Raw genomic sequence first — 25,106 nt, forward strand, 5'->3', positions numbered from 1 at the left:
ATTGCTGATCAAACTTATGTCTGAACTCCTGGAGCAGAACAGCGCCTTTCTAGAGCTTGCGCAGAAGCGCAATCTGATTTTCTATCACAAAGGCTACTTCTCCCAAAACATCGTCGCGGCCATGAGCGAAGTGGTGAAGCTCCAGCTCGAAGTCGCGGGCGTCAATGGGCCCACGCGGCGCAAGCTCTTTTCGTCGTTTATCGAACTGTCGCAGAACATCGTGCATTACTCGTCCGAAACGCTGCCGGCGGATCAGACGCAGGGCGGTATCCGCGAAGGCGCAATGTGCATCACGAGCGACGGCGAACGCCATCTGATGGTGTGCGTCAATCCGATCGCCACGAACGCGGTGGACGAACTGCGCGAAAAACTCGAGCCGCTGCGCAGCATGTCGGTCGATGAAATCAAGCAGGCCTACAAGAATTCGCTGCGTGCCGAAACGCCGGCGGAAAGCAAGGGCGCGGGCATGGGATTTCTGACGATGGCGCGCGACGCCAGCGCGCCGCTTGAATTCGCCTTTCATCCGCGTGAGGACGATCCCGCGACCACGCTGTTTTGCCTGAAGACCATCATCTGAATTCCGCGACTGCCATGGAAAACCTACATATTGCCGCCACGGCGACTTCGCCGGAAATCGACTTCCAGTTCGACCAGAACACGCTTTCGCTGCGTGGCGAGTCCTACCCGGAAAATGCCGCTGCGTTTTACGCACCCGTGATCGAACGGCTGGGCGCGTGGCTCGCGCAATGCGACGACGTTGCCATTACGGTGGATGTGACGCTTACGTATTTCAACAGCTCCAGCACGAAAATGCTGTTCAGTATTTTCGACGCACTCGATCGCGCAGCCGCCGCGGGCAACCGCGTGCAGGTGAACTGGTATCGCGATGAGGAAGACGAAACGATCCAGGAGTTCGGCGAAGAACTGCAAACCGACTTTACGGCGATCAAGTTCACCGATTGCCCAGTGGCGATCTAAGGATAGCGATGGTGGTGACGACTTCCTCCGCGGACGCCTCGACGAGTGACGCGCCAGACCTGTTTCAGAGCGAGAGCGAGGCGCTGGAAAAGGCGCGCGCGATCCGCGCCGATGCCAACGCGGATGCCCAGCGTTACCGCCACGCACTGGGCGAACTGATTGGCCACTATGAGCGCCTGATGCGCGAGACGCGCCGCCTGATCGGCCGCAGCGACCGCGCCGAGCGCGAGATGCATGCGCTTACGCAGCAATTGCAATATCGCGCGACTCACGACGCCCTGACCGACGTGTTCAATCGTAGCGCCGTGATCGAGCGCGCGACCAAGGCGCTGCGCACCGATCGCGCGGTCATGGTCCTGCTCGACATCGATGAATTCAAGAAGGTCAATGACGACTACGGCCATCCCGCCGGGGATACCGTGATTCTGGGCATCGTCGATTGCCTGCGCCGCATCGTCGGCAACCAGGGCATTATCGGGCGCGTGGGCGGCGAAGAATTTACCGTGGTGCTGCCTGGCTACAATCTGACCGATGCGCTGACGCTGGCCGAAACCATGCGATCGAGCATCGAAGCCCATGTATTTGGCGCGCCGGTGACCCGGCGCATCACCAGCAGCTTCGGCGTGAGTGCGAACGAGGTGGGCACGAGTTTCGATACGGCCTATGGGCTGGCTGACGCCGCGCTCTACAAGGCCAAGCGCAGCGGTCGCAACCGGGTGGAATTCACCGGCGGCGATTGTGGGGCGGATGATTTGCCGTCGGGCGAACACCGCGAATAAGCGGGAGCGTCGCCAGGCGCTTCACATGGGCACATAGGGCAGGGCGCATTCGACGCCCCTCGCAATCCTCACGCCCGCTCCTCATTGATTTTCTGTCACGACATGCCGTTGCTCGCGCAACGGCCATGCCTGCGTTTGTCGTCGCTCGACATGCGTTTCAAATTTCATTTCCGATAGATTTAAAGGCATTTAAAACGCAAGTTAAAAGCGTCATTAATACCTTTCATGCAAAACGCAACACCATAATTACCGGTGTTTTATGCGTATCGCAGAAATCGATTTAAATCATGATTTAAAGCTTGAAAAGACGGTAAGAAGTTGTCTATCCTCAGGACGAAAGCCAATTGTATGTACTGACCCGTTCTTCCAGAGCGGCTCACAGGAGGCGCGTTCCATGAAGCTCCCCGAAGCTCCCTTCTAGTTGTTGTCCGACCGACATTCCGGTCGATCCGTCATGCCTCGATCCGGACGGCGCCTGCACTGGCGCCGCGGGTTCGTGCACGCCTCGGTTCAGGGCGACGCCTGACGGAGATTGCATCACCCCGACGCCTGTACCGGCGTCCTGCCAGCCTGTCATTCGTTGACCGGGCGGGTCGCGGTCATACATCAGGAATGCGAAGCGTTTAATGCATACAGCAAGACATCAAAGACGATTTTAAAAATTTCGATTGAGAGAGAGCGGTTCGACTAATTCCGAGGGGAAACGCCGTGAGCGAATCGACCGGGACGGGCAGGCGGCTGCAACGCGGGGCGATCCATGCGCTGGGGCAGGTGATCGCAGTGGGGGTCGTGATGGGTGTGGCGGCGAGCGATGCCTATGCCACCTGTGCGATCAGCGGTTCAACGGTGAATTGTACGGGGGCGGCCAATCCGCTTGCTCCCAATTTTGCAAGCACTACGAATAATCAGACCGTCAACATCGCATCGGGAGCGGGCGTGGGGGTGCTGCTGGGTGTCGGCGGGACGGCGCTTTCGCTTACCGGCAACAACGTCACGCTGAACAACGCGGGCACGGTCGATCCATCGCTGCTCGGCGTGCTCAGTATTCTGTCGAGCGGCACCGTCATCGGCAACAGCAATGCCAGCACGGTCAATATCACCAATTCGGGCACGCTGAACGGCACGATGGGCGCGGTTACGCTCAACGTGGCAAGTCTCACCGGGCTTGCGCTTGCAGTGCAGAACGGTGCGGGCGGCGTCACCAACATCACCAATACGGGCACTATCGGATCGGCGTCGATTGCGGGCGTGTCGATCGCGCCGGGCGATCGCACGTCGGTGGCCGTGTATGGCGGCAGCCAGGTCAACTTCACCAACAGCGGCACCATCACGGGCCGCGTCGGCCTGCAGGCTTCGTCGACGGCGGGCACGGGCAACACGTTCACCAACGCGGGCAGCATTATCGGCAGCGTGTCGATGGGCGCGGGCAGCGCCAATACCTTCTATGCGCGCACGGGATCGTCGGTGACGCCTGGCGCGGGTGCTTCGCTAGACGTGCTCGGCATAGCAGGGTTGACGCTGGGCTTCGCGCAGGCCGGTTACGTGGATGGTGGCGCAGGCGGCAACAATACGTTGCATCTGCAACAAGATACGGGCGGACCGGCGACGGGTTCGATCACGCTGACCAACTACATCAACTTCAATCACCTGGCCATCGATAGCGGAAGCTGGACCTTGAGCGGTGCGTCCAGCGCGGCCGATGCGACACTCGGTGCGGCCGCCACGGCGATTCTCGACAATGCCCAGGGACTGGGCACCGGCACGATCACGGCGACGGGCGGAGCGCTGCAAAGCAGCGCGGCGGGGCTCATTATCGCCAACACGATTTCGCTGGGGACGGGCGGCCTGATTGCTTCGGGATCCAATCCATTTACGTTGTCGGGCGTGATTTCAGGGACCGGCACGCTGACGCAGTCGGGCACGGGCGCACTCACGCTCGCGGCGGCTAACACGTATTCGGGCGGCACGACGCTCAATTCAGGCTCGATCGTCGTTGGCAACAATGCGGCGCTGGGCACGGGCGCGCTGACGCTGGGTGGCGCGGGCACGCTCGACAGCAGCACGGCGGGGCTGTCGGTCGGCAATGCCGTCAATCTGGGCGCGAACACGCTGACGCTCGGCGGCAGCAATGCGCTCACGCTGTCCGGCGTGGTCGCGGGCACCGGCGCGCTCGTCAAGAACGGCGCGGCGACGGTGACGCTGACCGGCATCGACACGTACACGGGCGGCACGACAATCAACGCGGGCACGCTCGCGATCGGCGCGGGCGGCGCACTGGCGCCGACGGGGGCGCTCAACGTGGCCTCGGGTGCGACCTTCGATATCGGCGCGGCAAGCGCGAACCAGACTGTGGGCGCGCTGTCTGGCGCGGGTAATGTGTCCCTGGGCGCGCACACGCTGACCTTTGGCGATGCGACAAACCCGACCTTCAGCGGCGTGGCAAGCGGTACAGGCGGTCTCGTGAAGCAGGGCAGCGGCACGCAGACGCTGACGGGTGTGAACACCTACACGGGCGGTACCACGGTCAATGGCGGCACGCTCGCGCTGTCGGGCAGCGGTGCGCTCGCTTCGACAGGCGCGGTCAATCTGGCAGCCAGCGGCACGGCGTTTTCGATTGCCGCGGCGACGGGCGCGCGAACCATCGGGGAACTTGCGGGTGTGACGGGTTCGAGCGTGTTACTCGGCACGAACGCGCTGACATTCGGCGATGCCACCAACCAGAGCTATGCAGGCGCGATAAGCGGTACGGGCGGTATCGTCAAGCAAGGCAGTGGTACGCAAACGCTCAGTGGTGCGAATAGTTATACGGGCGGCACGACGATCGACGCAGGCACGCTCGCGCTTGGAGCGGGCGGGTCGCTCGCCTCAACGGGGGCGGTGACGCTTGCTAATAGCGGCACCACCTTCGACATCAGCAACGCGGGCGCGGGAGAGACGATTGGCGCGTTGTCCGGCGTGGCGGGTAGCGCTGTGGCGCTCGGCGCGAATGCGCTCACGTTCGGCGACGCCACCAGTCAGACCTTTGCCGGAACGATTGGCGGCACGGGCGCGCTGGTCAAGCAGGGCAGCGGTACGCAAACGCTCACCGGCGCGAATACCTATACGGGCGGCACGCTCATCAATGCAGGCACCCTGGCGCTTGGCGCGGGCGGCAGTCTTGCCGGCACGGGCGGCGTAACGTTGGGCGGCACCGGCGCATCGTTCAATATCGGCGCGGCCGGCAACCAGACGATAGGCGCGCTGGCTGGCGTCGCGGGCACGACGGTGGCGCTGGGCGCGAATACGCTCACGTTTGGCGGTGCGGGCAATCAGACCTTTGCGGGTGCTATCGGCGGGACTGGCGGCATCGTCAAGCAAGGCAGTGGCACGCAGACGCTCAGTGGTGCGAACAGTTATACGGGCGCCACGACGGTCAATGCGGGCACGCTTGCGCTTTCGGGAACGGGCGCGCTGGGTGTGGCTTCGAACCTGAATCTTGCCAATGCGGGCAGCGTGTTCGACATCAGCGCCGCCACAGGCGCGGCCAGCATCGGGTCGCTCAACGGCGTCGCGGGCAGCACGGTCGCATTGGGCGGCAATGCGCTTACGCTCGGCAGTGCGGTCAATAGCGCTTTCGCGGGCGCCATCGGTGGCACGGGCGGTCTCGTCAAACAGGGGAGCGCTACGCAGACGCTGTCGGGCGTCAATACCTATACGGGCGGAACAACCGTCAACGCGGGGACGCTGGCGCTGGGTGCAGGCGGCGCGCTGGTGTCGACGGGCGCGGTCAATCTCGCCAATGCAGGCGCAACGTTCGATATCAGTGCGGCGGGCGCGAACCAGACGATAGGCGCGCTGAGCGGTGCGAGCGGCAGCACGCTCGCGTTGGGCGCGAATACGCTGAGTTTCGGCGATGCGGGCAACGCTGCCTTCGGTGGTGCGATCACGGGCACGGGCGGGATCGTCAAGCAGGGTAGCGGCACGCAGACGCTCACCGGCGCAAATACCTTCAGCGGCGGCACTACGCTCAATGCGGGCGGCCTCGTGCTGGGCAATGCGTCGGCGCTGGGTACGGGCGCGCTCACCGTGGGCGGCCCGGCCTCGCTCGACAACAGCAGCGCGCTCACGCTCGCCAACGGCATCGTGCTCGATGGCGGTTTGAGCGTGCTGGGTTCCAATGCGCTGACGCTGTCCGGTCCGATCTCGGGTGCAGGCAGTCTGGCCAAGAGCGGCGCGGCCACGCTTACGCTCAACGGCGCGAACACCTATACGGGCGGTACGACGGTCAACGCTGGCACGCTCGCGCTGGGCGCGGGAGGATCGCTGGCGGCGACGGGCGGCGTGAATCTCGCCAATGCGGGCGCGACCTTCAGCATCGCCAACGCCAGCGGGGCGCAGACGATCGGCGCACTGAGCGGCGTGGGCGGCAGCGCGCTCGCGCTGGGCGCGAACACGCTCACCTTCGGCGATGCGGGCAACGAGACGTTTGGCGGCGTGCTGCAAGGCACAGGGGGCATCGTCAAAGCGGGTAGCGGGACCGAGACGCTCACGGGCGCGAACACCTTCACGGGCGGCACGACGATCAACGCGGGCACGCTGGCGCTTGGCGCGGGTGGTTCGCTGGCGGCGACAGGCGGCGTCAATCTCGCCAACGCGGGCACGACCTTCGACATCGGCAATGCGGGAGCGGCGCAGACCATCGCGGGATTGAGCGGTGTCGGCGGAAGCACCGTAACGCTCGGCGGCAATACGCTGACCTTCGGCGATGCAGGCAGCGAGACCTTTGGCGGCACGATTGCGGGTACGGGCGGCATCGTCAAGGCGGGCAGCGGCACCGCAACGCTCACGGGCGCGAATACGCTCACCGGTACGACCACAGTCGATGACGGCACGCTGGCGCTGGCGGGCAACGGCACGCTGTCGTCGAGCGATGTGAATCTTGCCAACGCGGGCGCGGCACTGGACGCAAGCGCGGCGACGGGCACGCCGGTCATCGGCGCACTGAATGGAGTGAGTGGCAGCACGGTTGCGCTTGGCGGCACGACACTCACGCTTCGTAGTGCTAACAACGGTGTGTTTGGTGGATCGATTGGCGGCACGGGCGGCATCGTCAAGCAGGGCAGCGGCACGCAGACGCTCACGGGCGCGAACACCTTCACGGGCGGCACGACCATCGACGCGGGCACGCTCGCGCTCGGCGCAGGCGGCTCGCTGGCGACGACGGGCGGCGTCAATCTCGCCAACGCGGGCGTTGGCTTCGACATCAGCGGTGCAAGCGGCGCGCAGACCATCGGTGCATTGAGCGGCGCGAGCGGCAGCGCCGTCACGCTGGGCGCGAATACACTCGCCTTCGGCGATGCAGGCAACGAGACCTTCGGCGGCGTGCTGCAAGGCGCGGGCGGCATTATCAAGCAAGGCAGCGGCACGGCCACGCTCACCGGCGAGAACACCTACACAGGTGGCGCGACCATCGACGCGGGCACGCTCGCCATCGGCGCGGGCGGTTCACTCGCGGCCACGGGCGGCGTCAATCTCGCCAATACGGGCACGGCATTCGATATCAGCAATGCGGGCGGCGCGCAGACCATCGGTGCACTCAATGGCGTAGCGGGCAGCGGCGTGAACCTCGGTGTCAATACGCTCGCTTTCGGTGATGCGGGTAACGCTACGTTTGGCGGCGTCATTGGTGGCACGGGTGGCATCGTCAAGAACGGCACGGGTACGCAGACGCTCAACGGCGCGAATACCTTCAGCGGCGGGACGACGCTCAACGCGGGCGGACTGATCGTCGGCAACGATGCGGCGCTGGGAACCGGCGCGTTGACGGTGAACGGCGCATCGACGCTCGATGCATCGACCGCAAGCACGCTCGCCAACGACGTCACGCTCAACAGCGCGTTGAACGTGGCGGGCAGCAATGGCCTCACGCTCGGCGGTACGCTGTCCGGCGCGGGCAGCCTCACGAAGAACGGGGCGGCCGCGCTCACGTTGAACAACGCCAACACCTACACCGGCGGCACCACGCTCAATGCGGGCGCGCTGCTGGTGGGCAACGATGCGGCGTTGGGCACGGGCGCGTTGACGGTGAATGGTGCATCGACGCTCGATGCATCGACCGCAAGCACGCTCGCCAACGACCTCACGCTCAACAGCGCGTTGAACGTAGCGGGCAGCAACGACCTAACGCTCAACGGCGTGCTATCGGGCGCGAGCAGCCTCACGAAGAACGGCGCGGCCACGCTGACGCTGAATAACGCGAATACCTACACCGGCGGCACCACGCTCGACGCGGGCACGCTCGTGGTGGGCAATAACGCGGCATTGGGCACGGGCGCGGTCACGGTGAGCGGCGCGGCGTCGCTCGACAGTTCAACCGCCACGGCGCTTGCGAACGACTTCATCCTGAACGGCGGGTTGACGGTGGCGGGCAGCAACGACGTCACCCTCAACGGCGTGCTCGCAGGCACGGGCAGCCTCACCAAGAACGGCGCGGCTACGCTCACGCTCAACGGCGCGAATACCTATACGGGCGGCACCACGATCAACTCGGGCACGCTGGCGCTGGGGGCGAACGCGAGTCTCGCGGCAAGCGGCATCGTCGATGTGGTGACGGGCGCGACCTTCGATCTTTCGGCGGGCAACGGCCAGCAGCAATTTGGCACGCTGACCGGCGGCGGCACGGTGTTGCTGGGCGCGAACAATCTCACGCTGGGCAGCGCCGCCGACGGCACATTTAGCGGTGCAATCGGCGGTAGCGGCAGCCTCACGAAGATTGGCACCGGCACGGAAACGCTCACGGGCGCGAACACCTTCACGGGCGGCACGACCATCGACGCGGGCACGCTCGCGCTGGGCGCAGGCGGCTCGCTGGCGTCGACCGGCGCGGTCAATCTTGCCAATAGCGGCACGGGTTTCGATATCAGCGGCGCAAGCAACAGCAGCGGCGGGCAGACCATCGGCGGCCTGAGCGGCGTGGGCGGCAGCACGGTCACGCTGGGCGCGAACACACTCACCTTCGGCGATGCGGGCAACGAGACGTTTGGCGGCGTGCTGCAAGGCATGGGCGGCATCGTCAAGCAAGGCGGCGGTACGGCCACGCTGACTGGCGTCAACACTTTCACGGGCGGCACGACGATCAACGCGGGCACGCTGGCGATTGGCGCGGGCGGCTCGCTGGCGGCGACGGGCGGCGTCAATCTCGCCAACGCGGGCACGATCTTCGACATCGGCAATGCGGGCGCGGTGCAGACCATCGCAGGATTGAGCGGCGCGGACGGCAGCACGGTGGCGCTGGGCGGCAATACGCTGACCTTCGGCGATGCAGGCAATGAGACCTTTGGCGGCACGATTGCGGGTACGGGCGGCATCGTCAAGGCGGGCAGTGGCACTGAAACGCTCACCGGCGCGAACACGCTCACCGGTACGACCACAGTCGATGACGGCACGCTGGCGCTGGCGGGCAACGGCACGCTGTCGTCGAGCGACGTGAATCTTGCCAACGCGGGCGCGACGCTCGACGTGAGCGCGGCCACGGGTACGCCGGTCATCGGCGCACTGAATGGCGTGAGCGGCAGCACGGTTGCGCTTGGCGGCACGACACTCACGCTTGGTAGTGCTAACAACAGTGCGTTTGGCGGATCGATTGGTGGCACGGGCGGCCTCGTCAAGCAGGGCAGCGGCACGCAGACGCTCACGGGCGCGAACACTTATACCGGTGGCACGACGGTCAACACGGGCACGCTGGCGATAGGCGCAGGCGGTTCGCTCGCCTCCACCGGCGCGGTGACGCTTGCGAACAGTGGCGCGGGCTTCGACATCAGCGGTGCAAGCGGCGCGCAGACCATCGGCGCATTGAGCGGCGCGGGCGGCAGCACGGTGAGCCTGGGCGGCAACACGCTCGCTTTCGGCGATTCGGGCAACCAGAGCTTCGACGGCACGATCAGCGGCACGGGCGGCATCGTCAAGCAGGGCAGCGGAACGGAAACGCTCACCGGCGCGAACACGTATAGCGGCGGCACGACGATAGACGCGGGCGGCATCGTGGTTGGCAACAACTCGGCGCTGGGCACGGGAGCCGTCACGGTGAGCGGCGACGCGACGCTCGACAGCACCACGGCCACGACGCTCGGCAACGATTTCGTGCTCAACAGCGGCCTCACGGTGCTCGGCAGCAACGACCTCACGCTCAACGGCGCGCTGTCTGGCGCGGGCGGCCTCACCAAGGACGGCGCGGCCACGCTCACGCTCAACGGCAGCAACACCTACACGGGCGGCACGCTGATCAACTCGGGCACGCTCGCGCTGGGGGCGAACGCAAGCCTCGCCTCGACGGGCATTGTCGATGTCGCCGATGGCGCGACCTTCGATCTTTCGGCAGGCAACGGGCAGCAGCAGTTCGGCACGCTGACCGGCGGAGGCACGGTGAATCTGGGCAGCAACGATCTCACGCTCGGCAGCGCGACCGATGGCACGTACACCGGCTCCATCGGCGGTAGCGGCAGCCTGACGAAGATCGGCAGCGGCACGGAAACGCTCACGGGCAGCAACACCTACACGGGCGGCACGACTATCGACGCTGGGACGCTGGCGCTTGGCGCAGGCGGTTCGCTCGCCAGCACCGGCGCGGTGACGCTCGCCAATAGCGGCACCACCTTCGATATCAGCAACGCGGGTGCAAACCAGACCATCGGTGCTTTGAGCGGCGTGGGCGGCAGCACCGTGGCGCTGGGCGGCAATACGCTGACCTTCGGCGACGGCAGCGACGCGACCTTCGGCGGCGCGCTCACGGGTACGGGCGGCATCGTCAAGGCCGGTGCGGGCACGGAAACGCTCACGGGCGCGAACACCTTCACGGGCGGCACGACGATCAACGCGGGCATGCTCGCGCTCGGCGCGGGCGGCTCGCTTGCCGGCACCGGCGGCGTGAATCTGGCCAACGCGGGCACGACTTTCGATATCAGCGGCGCGAGCAACACCAGCGGTCCGCAGACGATAGGCGCGCTGAACGGCGTCGCGGGCGGCACGGTCAACCTGGGCGGCAATACGCTCGCGATCGGCGATGCGAGCAACGCCACTTTCGGCGGCACGATTGCGGGTACGGGCGGCATCGTCGTGCAGGGCAGCGGCAGCGAAACGCTCACGGGCGCGAACACCTACTCGGGCGGCACGACGCTCGCTTCGGGCACGCTCGATGTGGGCAACGACGCGGCGCTGGGCAGCGGCGCGCTCAACGTGACGGGTGCGGCGACGCTCGACAGCACCACGGCGACCACACTGGGCAACGACGTGACGCTCGGCAATACGCTCAACGTGGCCGGGTCGAACGATCTCACGCTCAACGGCACGGTCTCGGGCGCGGGCGGCCTCACGAAAAACGGCGCGGCCACCTTGACGCTGGGCGGCGCGGACACTTTCACGGGCACGACCACGGTGAACGCGGGCACGCTGGCGCTGGCGGGCAACGGCACGCTGTCGTCGTCGAGCGACGTCACGCTCGCCAACGCGGGCGCCGCGCTCGACGTGAGTGCGGCCACAGGCGCGCCCACCATCGGCGTGCTCAATGGCGTGGACGGCACGACCGTCGCGCTGGGCGGAAACTCGCTCACGCTCGGCAATAGCGGCGACGGCAGCTACGGCGGCACGATTTCGGGCGCGGGCGGCATCGACAAGACGGGCAGCGGCACGCAGACGCTCACGGGCGCGAGCACCTATACGGGAGCCACGACCGTCGATGGCGGCACGCTGGCGCTGGCGGGCAACGGCACGCTGTCTTCGTCGACCAGCGTGAACCTCGCCAATGCCGGTACGACGCTCGACGTGAGCGGCGCGGCCAGTGGCGCGACGCCGACGATCGGCTCGATCTCGGGAGTCACGGGCAGCAACGTCACGCTTGGCGGCAGCACGCTCACGCTCGGCGGCGGCGCGGACGGCAGTTTCGGCGGCACGATTTCGGGCGCGGGCGGCATCGTCAAGGCGGGTGCGGGCACGCAGACGCTCAGCGGCGCCAACACGTTTAGCGGCGGCACCACGCTCTCGGGCGGCACGCTCATCGCGGGCAACGACGCGGCGCTGGGCACGGGCACGCTTACGGTGTCGGCGCCGGCCACGCTCGATGCTTCCACGGCCGTCAACCTCGCCAACGCCATCGCACTCGATGCGGGCGCAACCATCGGCGGCAGCGCCGACACCGTGCTCTCCGGCGTGATCTCCGGTACGGGCGGCATCGTGAAGAACGGCCAGGCCGGGCTCACACTTACCGGCGACAACAGCTACGCGGGCGGCACGACGGTCAATTCGGGCACGCTCACGCTCGGCTCGAACGGCGCGCTGGGCACGGGTGGACTGACGATGAACGGCGGCACGCTGGCGCTGGGTGTAGCGGGCGGTGCGCCGCTTGCGGTGACGCTTGGCTCGCTCGATGGCGTGGCGGGATCGACGCTCGATCTCGGCAATTCCGGCCTCACCGTGAACGGCGGCGGCAGCTTTGGCGGCACGCTCGCGGGCAGCGGCTCGCTTACCAAGGCAGGCACGGGTTCGACGCTCACGCTCTCGGGCACCAACAGCTACAGCGGCCCGACCACGATCGCGGGCGGCACGCTCGCGGTGAGCGGTTCGGCGGCCAACTCGACGGTGACCGTGCAGTCGGGCGGCACGCTCACGGGCACCGGCACGGTTGGCGGTCTGATCGTGCAGAACGGCGGCACGGCGGCGGCTTCTACGCCGGGTTCGAGCCTCAACGTGGGCGGAAACGTCACGTTCGAATCAGGCTCGACGCTGCAGGTCTCCACCACCGCGCAACAGAGCGGCAAGATCGCCGCGGGCGGCACGACGACCATCAACGGCGGCACGGTCACGGTCACGGCGAGCCCGGGCGTCTATACGCCGTCGACGCAATATCCCATCGTCACGGCGGCCAATGGCGTCAGCGGCACCTTCACGGGTGTCACCTCGAATCTGCCTTTCCTCACGCCGACGCTCAGCTACGGCTCGAACACCGTCACGCTGGGCTTCACGCCGAACGGCGCGGCGCTCAGCTCGGCCGCAACCTCGCCGAACCAGTTGAGCGTGGCGACGGCAATCGGCAGCATGCCGGTCACTGCGCCGCTCCTCGCGGCAGTGACTTCGGGCGATGTCGAGAGCGCGCGTCAGGCCTTCAATATGGTGGACGGCCAGTTGATCGCCGATGCCAAAACCGTGTTCCTGCTCGATACGCGCTATCTGCGCGACGCCGTCACCGACCGTCTGCGTCAGGGGCTTGCGCCTTCGAATGGCTCGCTGTCCGCGCTGGGCGGCGGCCCGGCGCTGTGCGATCAGCGCATGAGCCAGGGCGCGATGTCGGTGGGGCAGTCGGACGCGGCGCGCGGTGGTTCCGCCGGGGCGTGCGTCGATCAGCGGCCGTATCAGCCGGTGGTCTGGGCGCAGGGTTACGGCGCGGATAGCCGCCTTGCCGGCAACGACAACTCCGCGGGGCTGGACCGTACCTCGGCGGGCGTGATCGGCGGCGCGGACATGGCGCTGTCCGACAACTGGCGCGTGGGCGCGGCAGGCGGCTTCGCGCATAGCTCGCTGGAGAACGGCCTGAACTCGTCGGCTTCGGTGGACACGTACCACGTCGCGCTCTACGGCGGCGCCCAGTACGGGCCGGTGGGCGTGCGTCTGGGTGCGTCCTACACCTGGAACGACGTGAGCGAAGACCGTTATCCGGCCTTCACGGGCTATAGCGACCACGACAGCGCGAACTACGATGCGAAGGCCGCGCAGGTGTTTGGCGAAGTGGGCTATGCGTTGCCGTTCGAGCGCTTCGCGCTGGAGCCGTTCGCGGGCCTCGCCTACGTCAACCTGCATACCGATGGCTTTACGGAAAGCGGCGGATCGAGCGCCTTGCGTGCGCAAGGCGACAGCGAAAACATCGGCTATTCGACGCTGGGTCTGCGCATCGCGACGCGTCTGGGCGAGTTGCCGCTGGCGAGCCTCAGCGCGCACGCCATGGCGGGCTGGCGGCATGCCTTCGGCAACACGCAGCCGGCTTCGACGCTCGCCTTTGTCGATGGCGGGTCGTCGTTCTCGGTGGCAGGCGTGCCGATCGCGCGTGATACGGCGGTGGTCGAGCTGGGCGTGGATGCGAATCTCGCGAAGAATCTCTCGCTGGGTATCGCGTACAGCGGCCAGTATGGCGGCGGCTCGCACGACAATGCGATCGGCGGACGGCTTGCCTGGCGGTTCTAATCCAATTCGAAGCGCAAGGAGGCCATCAGGGAGACCATCAGGCAGACCGCAGGGAGACTTCGGGGAGCATGTGAGCGCGCGCGGCGGGCCTGAGCGATCAGCTTGCCGCGCGCTCGACGGGATGCTGGTCGAGCCACGCCGATTCGGTATCGTCGTAGAGGCGTGAGCGCGTGAGAAAGCGCAACCCGCTTGGTCGTTCGAGCGAAAACATGCCGCCATTGCCCGGCACGGCGTCGATGATGAGTTGCGTGTGCTGCCAGTACTCGAATTGCGATTCGCTCATGTAGAACGGCACGCCCGCGATTTCGCCGAGCTTCACATCGGCGCTGCCCACCATGAATTCGTTGGCGGGGAAGCACATGGGCGCGCTGCCATCGCAACATCCGCCCGATTGATGGAACAGCACCGCACCGTGCTCGGCGACGAGCTTTTCAATCAGCGCGACCGCAGCCGGCGTTGCGACGACGCGAAGCACTGCATCGGTCATGATCTGCACTCCTTGTTTTTGTCTATTTCCCTGATTCGCCTGCTTGAAAACGAATGCGCCTCGCCGGGCGGCGAGGCGCGTGCCTGATCGGCTTAATGCCCGGCTTGATTCCCGGCTTGATGCGTGCCCGTTAGAAGAAGCCGAGCGGCTTGTCGCTATAGCTCACGAGCATGTTCTTGGTCTGCTGGTAATGGTCGAGCATCATCTTGTGCGTTTCGCGCCCGATGCCGGACTGCTTGTAGCCGCCGAACGCCGCGTGAGCCGGATACGCGTGATAGCAATTCGTCCAGACACGCCCGGCCTGGATCGCCCGGCCAAAGCGGTACGCGCGCGTGCCGTCGCGCGTCCAGATGCCTGCGCCCAGACCATAGAGCGTGTCGTTGGCAATCTGCAGCGCTTCTTCCTCGTCCTTGAAGGTCGTCACCGAAACAACCGGGCCGAAGATTTCCTCCTGGAACACGCGCATCTTGTTGTGTCCACGAAAAACGGTTGGCTGTACGTAGTAACCGTTTTTCAGTTCGCCATCGAGCGCATTGCGTGCGCCGCCCGTGAGACATTGCGCGCCTTCCTGCTTGCCCAGATCGAGGTAGGAGAGGATCTTTTCGAGTTGCTCCTGCGAGGCCTGCGCCCCGATCATGGTCTTCGTGTCGAGCGGATGACCCTGCTGGATGGCTTCGACACGTTTGAGCGCGCGTTCCATGAAGCGGTCGTAGATCTTTTCGTCGATCAGCGCGCGTGACGGACAGGTGCAGACTTCGCCCTGATTGAGCGCGAACATCGTGAAGCCTTCGAGCGCCTTGTCGATGAAACTATCGTCATGATCCATGACGTCGGCGAAAAAGATGTTCGGGCTCTTGCCGCCCAGTTCCAGCGTCACGGGAATCAGGTTCTGGCTCGCGTACTGCATGATGAGGCGGCCCGTAGTGGTCTCGCCGGTGAAGGCGATCTTGGCGATGCGCTTGTTCGAGGCGAGCGGCTTGCCGGCCTCCAGCCCGAATCCGTTCACCACGTTGACCACGCCCGCAGGCAGCAGGTCGTGAATCAGTTCCATCAGCACGAGGATGGACGCGGGCGTTTGCTCGGCGGGCTTGAGGACCACGCAGTTGCCGGCCGCGAGCGCAGGCGCGAGCTTCCAGGTGGCCATCAGGATCGGGAAATTCCACGGAATGATCTGGCCGACCACGCCCAGCGGTTCGTGGAAATGGTAAGCCACGGTGTCGTTGTCGATCTGCGAGATCGAACCTTCCTGCGCGCGGATCGCGCTGGCGAAATAGCGGAAATGATCGATGGCGAGCGGGATGTCGGCGGCGCTGCTCTCGCGCAGCGGCTTGCCGTTGTCGATCGTTTCGGCCACGGCGAGGCGCATGAGATTGGCTTCCATGCGATCGGCGATCTTGCTCAATATGTTGGCGCGGTCGGTGGGCGAGGTCTTGCCCCAGGCGTCCTTCGCCTTGTGCGCTGCGTCGAGCGCGAGTTCGATGTCGGCTTCGCGTGAGCGCGGAATCGAAGTGAACGGCTCGCCCGTGATCGGCGAAATATTGTCGAAGTACTCGCCCCCCGCGGGCTTGATCCACTGTCCACCGATGAAGTTGTCGTACTGCTTGCGGTACGGATAGTCCGTGGTGAGATATTGCAGCTCTGCGTGGTTCATGGGCGTGCTCCTCGCAAAATGTCGTCGATGGTGAGGGGGAAAACCTGCGTGGAAAAGCGGTGTCGCGATGTATCGCAAGGAATACTACGCCCGTCGATGCCCGACGTCCGAAGTTTTGATTTTGCGCTGCACAAGCGTGTGGACTCCGCTTACGGACCGCGAATGGACCGCATATGGACGCTCCGGAGGAGCGCGCGTCCGTTTCGGCGTACGGTACGTATATCGACCGGCGCGCGATGGAGAAAAAAGGCGCGCGTCCCCACGTCGATCACCTGGAGACTCTCATGAAGACGGTAACTTTTCGCCCTGCTTTTCGCCTTGCGGCCGCTCTGACCCTTGCACTATCCGCGACGGCGGCCTATGCGCAATCCGACGCCATGCCGGCCAGCATGCCGATGTCGAACGACGCGGCCCCGGCCGCGCCTGCCGCGCACAGCGGCCACGCAACCAAGGCCGATCGCGCACTGGGTCGTGCGGTGCGGCGAGCGCTCGGCAAGACTCAGGGATTCGACGTCTCGGGCGTGTTCGTGCGCGCGCGTGACGGCGCGGTGACGTTGAGCGGCACCGTGCGCAGCGGCGATCAGATTCGCCAGGCCGAGGACGTGACGCGCTCGGTGCAGGGCGTGACGTCGGTGACGAACAAACTCACGCTGTTTCATGGCGGCAATGGCTGACGAAGTGCGCGGATCAGGCGCGATTCATTAGTGATGCCAGGGATCAGGCCTTGAGGTTGAGGGCAGGCACGCCCTTGCGGCTGCTCGACCAGCGTTTTCCGGGGCCGAGCCGGTCGACGTGACGTTGCAGATCCTTGCCCCACGCATGGCCGCTGGCCGCGCCCAGATCGCGCACCAGCTTGACCACTTTCACGCGCGTGCAGTGGGACAGCAGGCGGTCGAGCACGGCTGGGCGCAGATCGTGCAGCTTTGCCGCGATGGCCATCGCCTCGTCGAGCGCCTGGCCTTTGCCGCCGCGCTTGCCAATATCGCTCGCGAGTTCGAGCAGCGCGCGTTCGGGCCGCGAAACGAGAATCGACGGATCGAGGTTGGGCAGCGGCGCGACGGCATGGCCGGACGGCAAGGCGTCGTCGAAAAGACGCGTGGTTTGCAGCCAATGGGGCAGATGCGCGTCGGCCCATTCGGGCATGACGTAGGGGCGCGGGGCCCAGAGCGCGAAACGCACGTGTGCGTCGATGCTCAGCCGCCCGCCTTGCCAGTCGAGCGCGGTCTTGCCGCCGATATGCAGACCGCTGACGTGGCGCCCCAGATACGCGAGCACGCCCGCGCGCGTGGGCATGTCGCCCGCGAGCAGATACGCGCCTTTGGAGAGTCGTTGCAGCCAGCCGGCGCTGACGAAGTAGGTGGTTTGCTGGGCGCTGACGCCGCAATCGCGCAGCATCTGCGGGTCGAGCGGTTGTCCGCGCGGGACGCCTTCCATGAGGCGTAAAAGTGTCTTGCTGGCCATGTGTCCGAATGAGTTTTTTGCAGGCGGACCGGCAGGCCAGAGGCTCGATCACGCATGATTTATTTTAATCGAACCGGGTATATTTTGTATTTGAAGAGAAAAAAGAATGAATCGGGTGAGACGGCGAGTGTGTGCTTCAGTTGAACCTCAGGTCAGGTTCAAACCGCCATCCGCGAGCAGGATTTCGCCGGTCAGATAGTCCGAAGCCACCAGCATGGCGACGGCCTGGGCGATGTCGTCTGGGGTGGCGGCGCGGCGCATCGGCGAGCGGTCTTTCCAGAGCTGTTGCGCGCCGGTCCAGTCGGCCGTGAGCGGCGTATCGACAAGGCCAGGCGCCACGGCGTTCACGCGAATCTCCGGTGCAAGCGAGAGCGCGAGCAGGCGGGTGACGTGATTGAGCGCCGCCTTGCTTGCGGCGTAAGGGATGGACGCGCCTTTGGGTCTCACGCCCGCATGCGAACTCACGTTGACTACGCAACCGGGCTTGCCGTTGCTGGCGGCTTCGCGCAGCGCTGCCTGCGCCTCGGTCACGAGGCGAAACGGCGCGACCACGTTGACTTCGTGAAGCTCGTGCCACACCTCGGGGGTGGCGGCGGCCAGATCGTCGTGCGGGATCACGCGGCTGATGCCTGCGTTGTTGACCAGCACGTCGAGCCTGCCCCAGAGCGCAATCGATTCGCGGATCAGTCGTACGCGCTGGGCGTCGTCGGCGAGATCGGCCTGAATGTAGGCCGCTTTCCCGGATTCCTGCGCGAGTTCACGGGCGAGCGCCTCGCCCGCTTCGGCGGAACTGCGCGAATGCAGGACGACGGCGTAGCCCTCGCGCGAGAGGCGTCGTGCGATCGCCATGCCGATGCCGGAAGTCGAGCCGGTGACGAGGGCGACGGGGTGGGGAGCGTTCATCGACAGGGCTCAGGTATGAGGGGTGTAAGCAATGTGTGAAATGCGCGATAAGAATGCGAAAGCAGGGCTCACAAAGCATTATTGTCGATGAACGCTTAGTCGATGTCGAATCGCCGCGCGCATCGGACGCCTTGCCGAACCACCTGAATGGCCTTGTGTCAGAATCCGTTCAACTGTATCTCGCAGTGCGCATGGGCACGAGACATACAGCTTGACACGACAGTTCATATAAGAGCGCCGGCAAAGCGGCGCATAGGGGGCGGCGCATGAATCCGGTTACGTTCGGGCAATGTGTGAAGGGCGCGTGGCGCGACGGTTTGCGCTATGTGAAGGCGCAACCTGTGCTGCTACTGATTTTTTGCGTACTGGCTTGGTTGACGTTTTTTGCCGAGACCGCGCTGGTTCCTGTTGACGTCCCGCCATTCAGGCTTCTGGCTTATGTTCCATACAGCGTATTTGAGCTGGCCAAAATGGCGGTGTTCTCGACACTCACGATACAGGTCACGCGTTTCGCGCTGCTGGGCGCATCCGCGAGTAATGGGCCGCTCTTGAGCCGTCCTTTTTGGCGCTATCTTGGACTGAATTCAGCGCTCATCGTGTCGTTTCTGATCGTGACCGCATGTGCCGTGGCGCTCGCATACGGACTTCTGCTTGTGCTGGCGCGACACCATGTTCTTGCGCCTTTGTTCGTGCCGCTCATGCTCGGCGGCGGCGGCGCAATTGCCGCGTGTGCGATGATTTTCGTGTATTTCAGGCTCAGTCTTTTATTCACTCACGTTGCGGTGGGGCGCGAGTTGCAATTTCGCGCTGCCTGGATCGATACGCGCGGGCATTGCTGGAGCATCCTGTTGACCCAGATGGTGGTGACATGCCCGCCATCGATACTTATGTGGTTCCTCTCGATCACCGCGGGCCCGGCACGGCAGCATGGATGGGGCAGTGTTGAGGCGGCGCTCAATGGCGCCGTCTGGGTCATCATGCTGTGCGTTGGCGGGACGTGCTCCGCATGGTTGTACCGGCGCTACGCTGGGGCGCTGCTCGATTATTCAGCAACGGCCGTGTCTGGCGGCTAACTGCGCCCCCGTTGCGCGTCGATGGCTTCCAGCACCTGTCGCGCGCCACCCTGAATCCCGATGCCGCTGGCTGGATCGATCTGCGGTTCGCGCGGATTGATGCGAACCACTCGCGGCCCATTGCGTTCACTGAAGCGCCGCACGGTCGGCAGGCTCGTGCCCGCACCCATTTCGATCACAACGGGTCGTCGGACGTTGCCAAGCCATGCTTCCAGACGTTCAAGCTGCGCATCGGTGCGTTCGGGCAGCCAGGCGGCGTCGCCGAACATCAGTACATTGGGCCGCGCCATCTCGCCGCAATGCGCACAGCGCGGCAACGCGCTCACGAGCCGGCATGCCTGAGCGTCGATCTGCGGATCGAAGGCCTCAGCGGCCCAGATATCTTCGCAGCAAGGTACTGAGCACTGCAGATGATGTATCGAGCCGTGATATTCGACGACGCGTTCGGCGTCGAAACCGGCACGCTGGAACTGGCCATCGACATTGCTGGTGAAAACGAACGCACCATGCTCAAGACCGCGCGCCCACTGTTGCAGGATCGCGAAGCCGCCATGCGGCTGCGTCTCGCGATACAGCTTCATGCGATGGCCATAGAAGCCCCACGCGAGTTGCGGATTCGCGCGAAACGCGGCGGGATTCGCAATCGATTCGAATTCGATCCGGCTGGCCTTGAGGGCGGGATAGGCCCGCCAAAGGCCTTCGTTGCCGCGAAAATCCGGCAGTCCCGAATCGACGCCCATGCCCGCGCCCGCGGTGACGAGCAGGCCGTCCGCTGCGCCGATCCACTGCGCAGCCTGCTCGATCGTGTGTTGCTGTTGTGCGTTCATACCCGTCCTGTGATGCGTCGTCGTGATGCGGTTCGATCAGTATGAACGGGGATTGGGACATTGCGTGTCCGGAGTCAGGTTTGCTCAGGCAGCCGAAGCCATGAAATCCAGCACTGCCTTGAACCAGCCCGAGGTCGTGTCGATCACGAGCAGCTTGCCGGTGGACGGATCGATCTGGCCGCTGGAGATCCACAGCACGCAGCCGTCCGCGCCTGCGCTGCGCAGCGCCTTGAGCCGATACATCATCTGGTCGTAGGTAAGGAACTCGCTCACGCCGCTGCTATCGGTCCAGACGGGCGTGATGTAGGGCAGCACTTTCTTCGACGTGCCGTTGAGCGTGTCGAAGGCGTGCGACTGGTCGACGGCGTAGACCGCCGCGCTGTTCCAGTTCGCGTCGCCGGTGGCGGTGCCGTCGTAGCCGTAGTTGTAGAGCGAAGGGCTGTAGTAATCGACCAGCGCGGCCACCGACGCATATTGCGGGTTGAGCGCGTCATAGGTCGCGGTGGTTGTCGCGCTCCAGCCGAAGGTGTTCTGCGGCACTTCCGCATAGAGGCCCACACTCGCGCCGGGGTTATCGGCCTTGAACGCGGTGAGCGCTTCGGTCAGATTCTGCACGATGCTCAGGCCGTTGCCGGTCGCCGCGGTGGGGTAGAAGCGCTTCGTATCCCACACTTCCAGATCGAGCGAGACGGGCGTGCCGCCGGTGCTGTCCGCGCTGGCGGCCGCAGTAGCGATCTTGGTGGAATCGACCACGTATTCGTCGGTGCAACTGGTGAGCGGGCAGGTCACCAGCTTGCTGGAATAGATCAGATTGAGCGGCGTAATGCCGAGGCCGCGAAACCATGTATCCGAGATCGTGTTGACGCCGCTTGCGTCCTGATACGACTTCAGTTTGAGGAATTCGTACACCGCGAATGGCTTCACGCACGTCACGCTTGCCGTGCCCTGCTGGCCGTCGCTGGTCGATGCCGTGATCGTCGCGCTGCCCACTGCCGCGCAGGTGACGGCGCCGCTCGCTACGGTTGCGACGCTGGAATCGCTGCTGCTCCAGGTCAGCGCGGAATCGGTGGCATCGTCGGGTTGCACGCTGGCCGTCAAGCTGGACGATTTGGCGACGGTGAGCGAAAGCGTGCTGGGCGAGAGCGTGACGCCGGTGACTGCCACTGCGGCCGTTGCGCCCGATGTGAGAACGGCGGCGTTCGAACCGCCACCGCAGCCCGCTAGCGCGGCAAGCGCCGTGAGCGTGACAAGGCCGCTTGCGAGTGTGCTCGAAAAATGGCGTCGTGTTTTAAATCCCATCAAAACGGTCCTGCTCCTTTCAATATTTCCGCTTCTTTCAGTTTTCGGCGAATTCGATGAGCGAATAATTCGTTTTAATCAAATGGCAAACGTTTGCCTTAATGGCGAATATCGCCCATTCAATTAAATTGACCGGAATTTTTTACTCACTCACCATCGAATGGAAATGCGCCTACCTTCGTCTTATCGGACGAATGGCGGAAAAATTGAGGGGCAAAGCGTCGCACGACTGGGTGCACGCATCATACGGGCACCGGGAAATGAAAAAGCCGGCTGATGACAGCCGGCTCTTGCAAGACGATGGGCGCAGTTGCCTGCAGCAACCACCCGCAACAGTTGACACTTAAGCCGTCACTCTGCCGCGCATTTTGTTGAGCAGTTTGAGCCCGCGCCGCGCAATCGCGGAGTAGAGTTCCGCGCCCTTGAGCGCGGCATCGAAGTGTCGCTCGTAGGGCTGGATCCTGATCGGAAAATACGGCGACAGTGTCTCGACGACCTGTTCCAGCGGAATGCGCGTGTTGCTCTGGACCACCGCAAACAGGCCGTCGCTGTTTTCAGCGAAGTGCTGCGCGGCGTTCCATTCCTTCATTTCGTTGGCGAACCAGACGCTTTCGGCGGCGTGCAGCGTACGCTGGCCCGGTTGTGCCCACGTGTGGTACTGATCGACCAATCCCTGCTCGCAGGCGTTGAGCCAGTACAGCGTGTATTCGGTCCAGTCCACCGCATAGTTGGCGAGCAGTACGCGGCGCCAGTCGGTGCCGTGGATCTGCGCGAGGCGCTCATGCAGTTTCAGGCAGAGCGTGCGAGAGAGCATGGTCGGGGTCCACCAGAGACCGTCGAGATCAAGGCCGGGATCGACATTGAGCAGTTTGGCCGACGCTTGCCAGATATCCGGGTGCAGGTTGCGCGCCCCGCGGTGCGTGAGCGCGCGGCCGCCGGGCACCAGCGTCTGGGCCGTGAACGGATGCGTGGCGAAGCAGTCCGGGTCGAACACGATGAAATATTCGGTCTCGATCCACTCGGGCGCGTTGAGCTTGATGATCTGCTGGCGATGCCAGTTGCGGATCTGATGGCGCTGCGAGAACTCCGCGAAGATGCCCATATGGAGCGATTCGTCGATCACCACGATCGGGAAATCCGCCCATGCCTTCGCATAGCCTTTGACTTCCTCGACTTCTTCGTGCGGCACGACGAGCACGATGCGATGAAACGTATCGGGCGTGGTGAAGTGGCGCAGCGACGAAAACAGGATGTCGCAGCGGCCGATGTTGTCGGCGTAATGCCGTCCCCGGGTCTTGATCGGCAGGATCGCGCTGATTTGGTCCATGGTGTTCCGGTCTGTCGCCGGTATTTAGAAGAATCGGTAGATGAAGTCGGGAATATAGCCGCGACGATGCGTGAGCGCGAGACCCACCAGTCGGCCGCCCGCGTCCTGCACCTGCGTTTTCAGGCCCAGCGCCACGGGCTTGCGGGTGGCTTCGGCGCGCACGGCCATGATGGTCGCGTCGGCCAGCGCGGCGTTTTCGACACCGGCGAACGACTGGCTCGCGGGCGGCGCGTGCAGCACGATGTAGTCGTGCGATGCGCGCAGCGCGTCGAAAAGCTCGCGGGTCTGTTGCCACGACGCGGGGAACATGCCGTTACGCGGGCGCGCCACCACGATATTGTGGCCGTCGACGCGCTCGTAGATCAGGCCGTCCGTGCTCAGGGCGTGCGACCCGGTTGCGGTATCGGCGCCGGCGTTCGCGGCGCGATCGCGCGCGGCGGCGTGACCCGGCCAGGGCAGCAGGCCCTGCGCATCGGGCTGGCCATAAAGCGGCGTCGCGTCTGGTGCGGATGCCATGTCGAGCACGAGCACGGGCCTCGCCGAACGGTTTTCCAGTTCGACGGCGAGGCCGCGGATCACGGCCTGCAGACCATCGTTCTTGCCGAAGGACAGCGCCATCACGACCTTCGAGTTCGCGTCGGTGCTCGCGTTGATCGCGGCGATCATGCGGCCATAGGCCAGATGCGCGGGGCGGCTCACGACAGGCGGCTCGACAGTCGCGAGGCCTGGCGTGCCGGCGCGCGGGCGGCCACTGGCTGCGCCGCTGAGCATGAGCGGTGCAGCCAGCACTGGCAGCAACAGCGAGCGCTCGACCTGCTCCGGGCTCAGGAAAGTTTCGCGCGTGCTGGCGAGCACCAGCACGACGAGCGCCGAGATCACCAGCCCGGCGGCCACCGCCGACATGACGATCAGGCTGGCCGGAATGCTGCGCACCGAAGGCGGGAACGGCGCCTGGATCACGCGCACGTTCGTGCTGTTGACCTGGCTGACCTGGCCCTGCTGGATCTTTGCCTGTTCGACCTGGCGCGAGCGGTCCTTGAAGCTGTCCGCGAGGATGTCGCGGTTGGACAGCAACTGGCGCATCTGGCTCGAAATGTCGCTGAGGTTTTTCAGGCGCGTGCGCGCGTCCTTGATCTGTTCTTCGAGCGCGTGTTGCAGCGCCAGTTCGCCGGCGATGCTGGCATTCAGTGAGGACAGTTTGCCCTGCACCACGTCGTAATAGTCGTTGTGGCCCAGGCGCGTGGTCGTGGCCAGTTCCTGCTTCTGGCGCGCGATATTGGCGCGCATGTCGTTGACTTGCTGGTCGAGTTGCTGCACGAACGGCGAGTTCGGCAGGTAACGCGCGGCGAAATCGGCGCGACGCGTTTGCAGCTGCATCAGCGAAAGCTGCATCGTATCCAGCGCGTGCGCGGCTTCGGAATCGTCGGTGTAGATCGGGATGGTCGCGTGCACGCCTTTGGACGAAGCCTGAATGGATTGCAGTTCGCCCCTGTCCTGTGCGAGTTTTGTGTCGTTATCCAGTTTGTGCTGGACGAGCTGGCTTTCGAGCTGCACGGCGCGGGAGATCTGGTCGTCAACATCGACGATGCCGTGTTTTTTCTGGAACGTAAGCAGGTCGGCGTTGGCGCGATCGAGCTGGGCCTTGACGTCGTCGCGCTCGCCGGTCAGGAAGTCGACGCGACCCGAAGTAAAGATCGTGGCGCGGCGGCGAAAGTATTTGTCGAGCAGGCGCGCGAGGGCATCGGCGGCGACTTTCGGGTCGGCATCCGAGTAGTTCAGCTGGATGGTGTTGGCGAGATCGTTCTGTTCGATGTGCAGACGACGCTCGAAGTCCCCCAGTTGGGCGTTGATTTCGCGCTCGCTTGCGCTCGGCCCCAATTTCGAAATGATGACGTCGCGATGGAGTTCAGGGCTGCTGAGGATCTGTGCTTCGACACTGTCGAGCTGGCCGGCCGCGGGCTGCAGCCCGGCAGAGCCATTGGTATTGTTGGACTGGTCGTAGTAACCCGCGAACAGCACGAGCAGCGTCGCCTGAGCGCGATAGGGCATCGGCACCGCCAGTGCCACCACCACCCCGATTGTGACAATGGTAAGAAATACCGCTGCTGCAATCTTGC

14 protein-coding genes are annotated in these 25,106 nt (G+C 64.8%); 6 read left to right on the forward strand and 8 right to left on the reverse strand.

Annotated elements, in window-relative coordinates; translation table 11 throughout:
* Positions 1-16 precede the first annotated feature (16 nt).
* The 4 genes from F3J17_RS09720 to F3J17_RS09735 all read left to right on the forward strand — a co-directional run bounded on the left by F3J17_RS09720 (position 17) and on the right by F3J17_RS09735 (position 13,961).
* The gene (locus F3J17_RS09720; RefSeq protein WP_167056744.1) at positions 17-577 is read left to right on the forward strand and encodes a SiaB family protein kinase; all 561 of its coding nucleotides are present in this window, start codon (positions 17-19) and stop codon (positions 575-577) included.
* 14 nt (positions 578-591) lie between these two features.
* On the forward strand, positions 592-978 hold the full coding sequence (locus tag F3J17_RS09725; RefSeq protein ID WP_167056747.1) for a DUF1987 domain-containing protein: 387 nt from the start codon (positions 592-594) through the stop codon (positions 976-978).
* Positions 979-986: 8 nt separating this feature from the next.
* Positions 987-1,757, forward strand: a complete 771-nt coding sequence (locus F3J17_RS09730; RefSeq protein ID WP_167056750.1) for a GGDEF domain-containing protein — start codon at positions 987-989, stop codon at positions 1,755-1,757.
* 708 nt (positions 1,758-2,465) lie between these two features.
* Positions 2,466-13,961: an autotransporter-associated beta strand repeat-containing protein gene (locus F3J17_RS09735; protein ID WP_345891159.1), complete on the forward strand. Its 11,496-nt coding sequence runs from the start codon at positions 2,466-2,468 to the stop codon at positions 13,959-13,961.
* A gap of 97 nt (positions 13,962-14,058) precedes the next feature.
* Here the strand turns inward: F3J17_RS09735 and F3J17_RS09740 are convergent, their stop codons facing one another.
* Positions 14,059-14,448: a DUF779 domain-containing protein gene (locus F3J17_RS09740; RefSeq protein ID WP_167056753.1), complete on the reverse strand. Its 390-nt coding sequence runs from the start codon at positions 14,446-14,448 to the stop codon at positions 14,059-14,061.
* A gap of 130 nt (positions 14,449-14,578) precedes the next feature.
* Positions 14,579-16,099 carry an aldehyde dehydrogenase gene (gene adh, locus F3J17_RS09745; RefSeq protein ID WP_167056755.1) on the reverse strand — a complete coding sequence of 507 codons (1,521 nt, stop codon included), beginning with the start codon at positions 16,097-16,099 and terminating at the stop codon, positions 14,579-14,581.
* Between the two features lie 284 nt (positions 16,100-16,383).
* On the opposite strand from adh, the gene F3J17_RS09750 reads away from it, so the two are divergent.
* Complete coding sequence (locus F3J17_RS09750) at positions 16,384-16,773, forward strand: BON domain-containing protein (RefSeq protein ID WP_167056758.1); 390 nt, start codon at positions 16,384-16,386, stop codon at positions 16,771-16,773.
* Positions 16,774-16,816: 43 nt separating this feature from the next.
* Here F3J17_RS09750 and F3J17_RS09755 read toward each other — a convergent pair whose 3' ends face one another.
* Both F3J17_RS09755 and F3J17_RS09760 read right to left on the reverse strand, forming a co-directional pair.
* A complete protein-coding gene (locus F3J17_RS09755; protein WP_167056761.1) occupies positions 16,817-17,560 on the reverse strand; it encodes a type IV toxin-antitoxin system AbiEi family antitoxin domain-containing protein in 744 nt (247 codons plus the stop codon).
* A gap of 147 nt (positions 17,561-17,707) precedes the next feature.
* On the reverse strand, positions 17,708-18,463 hold the full coding sequence (locus F3J17_RS09760; RefSeq protein ID WP_167056764.1) for an SDR family oxidoreductase: 756 nt from the start codon (positions 18,461-18,463) through the stop codon (positions 17,708-17,710).
* Between the two features lie 266 nt (positions 18,464-18,729).
* Here F3J17_RS09760 and F3J17_RS09765 point away from each other — a divergent pair, with 266 nt between their 5' ends.
* Positions 18,730-19,536 carry a hypothetical protein gene (locus F3J17_RS09765; protein WP_167056767.1) on the forward strand — a complete coding sequence of 269 codons (807 nt, stop codon included), beginning with the start codon at positions 18,730-18,732 and terminating at the stop codon, positions 19,534-19,536.
* Here F3J17_RS09765 and F3J17_RS09770 read toward each other — a convergent pair.
* The 4 genes from F3J17_RS09770 to F3J17_RS09785 form a co-directional block, all read right to left on the reverse strand.
* Positions 19,533-20,363, reverse strand: coding sequence for a Sir2 family NAD-dependent protein deacetylase (locus F3J17_RS09770; protein WP_167056770.1), 831 nt, complete (start codon positions 20,361-20,363; stop codon positions 19,533-19,535). The two genes, F3J17_RS09765 and F3J17_RS09770, sit on opposite strands and share 4 nt — an antisense overlap.
* 84 nt (positions 20,364-20,447) lie before the next feature.
* Positions 20,448-21,662, reverse strand: coding sequence for an Ig-like domain-containing protein (locus F3J17_RS09775; RefSeq protein WP_167056773.1), 1,215 nt, complete (start codon positions 21,660-21,662; stop codon positions 20,448-20,450).
* Between the two features lie 343 nt (positions 21,663-22,005).
* Positions 22,006-22,989 (reverse strand): DUF6492 family protein, encoded by a 984-nt coding sequence (locus F3J17_RS09780; RefSeq protein WP_167056776.1) that lies wholly within the window; start codon positions 22,987-22,989, stop codon positions 22,006-22,008.
* Positions 22,990-23,013: 24 nt separating this feature from the next.
* Positions 23,014-25,038 (reverse strand): hypothetical protein, encoded by a 2,025-nt coding sequence (locus F3J17_RS09785; RefSeq protein ID WP_167056779.1) that lies wholly within the window; start codon positions 25,036-25,038, stop codon positions 23,014-23,016.
* Positions 25,039-25,106: the final 68 nt, after the last annotated feature.

The sequence above is a fragment of the Burkholderia sp. Ax-1719 genome (assembly GCF_011753055.1).
Lineage (GTDB): Bacteria > Pseudomonadota > Gammaproteobacteria > Burkholderiales > Burkholderiaceae > Paraburkholderia.